This window comes from Methylobacterium sp. AC433 (genome assembly GCF_979253015.1).
In genome coordinates, this window is the sequence record NZ_CEEDBN010000051.1 from 1 (window position 1) to 757 (window position 757).

1 protein-coding gene is annotated in these 757 nt (G+C 71.5%); it reads left to right on the forward strand.

Annotation, left to right across the window (positions count from 1 at the left end; genetic code table 11):
* The first annotated feature begins 58 nt into the window (after positions 1-58).
* Complete coding sequence (locus AC0IWM_RS23695; protein ID WP_471759126.1) at positions 59-754, forward strand: exopolysaccharide biosynthesis polyprenyl glycosylphosphotransferase; 696 nt, start codon at positions 59-61, stop codon at positions 752-754.
* The last annotated feature ends 3 nt before the right edge of the window (positions 755-757 follow it).

A 757-nucleotide genomic window follows, 5' to 3' on the forward strand; every position in this document is an offset into this window, starting at 1 on the left:
GCGAAACGGGACAGATCTGCCCTGTTTCGCGTCAGCGCCTGCGGATGGATGGGAACCGATGTCTGCTTATCCCGAGGGCTCCGTCACGATGGACACGACCTCTGCGCGCACGAGCGTCTCCGTCGCCTCGGAGACCGTCGCCCTGGCCCGGCCGCGCCCGAACCTGGCGGCCCTGAGACCCGCCCTCGATCCCACCCTGGCCGCCCTGGCCCTGGTCCTCCTGGCCCCCCTGCTGGTCCTCGTCGCCCTGCTGGTGCGCCTCGACAGCCGCGGCCCCGTCCTGTTCCGCCAGACCCGCACCGGCAAGGACGGGCGCGCCTTCCAGATCTACAAGTTCCGCACCATGCGCGTGCTGGACGACGGGGCGGTCGTGCACCAGGCCACCCGCGGCGACGCCCGCGTGACCCGGGTCGGCGCCCTCCTGCGCCGGACCAGCATCGACGAGCTGCCCCAGCTCCTCAACGTCCTCCAGGGCGACATGGCCCTGGTCGGTCCCCGGCCCCATGCCCTGGCCCACGACCTCTACTACGGCGCCGAGATCCCGACCTACCGCCAGCGCTTCGCCGTCAAGCCCGGCATCACCGGATGGGCCCAGATCAACGGCTCGCGCGGGCCCACCCCCACCCTGGCCGACATGCAGCGCCGCGCCGCCCTCGACCTCTGGTACATCGAGAACCAGAGCCTGCGCCTCGACATCCAGATCCTCGTGCGCACCGTCCTGGCCGAAATCACGCGCCGAACCAACGCGTTCTGAGCG

Coding starts and splice junctions, on each gene's coding strand:
- AC0IWM_RS23695 (WP_471759126.1), top strand. CDS start 59: ATGTCTGCTTATCCCGAGGGCTCCGTCACGATGGACACGACCTCTGCG.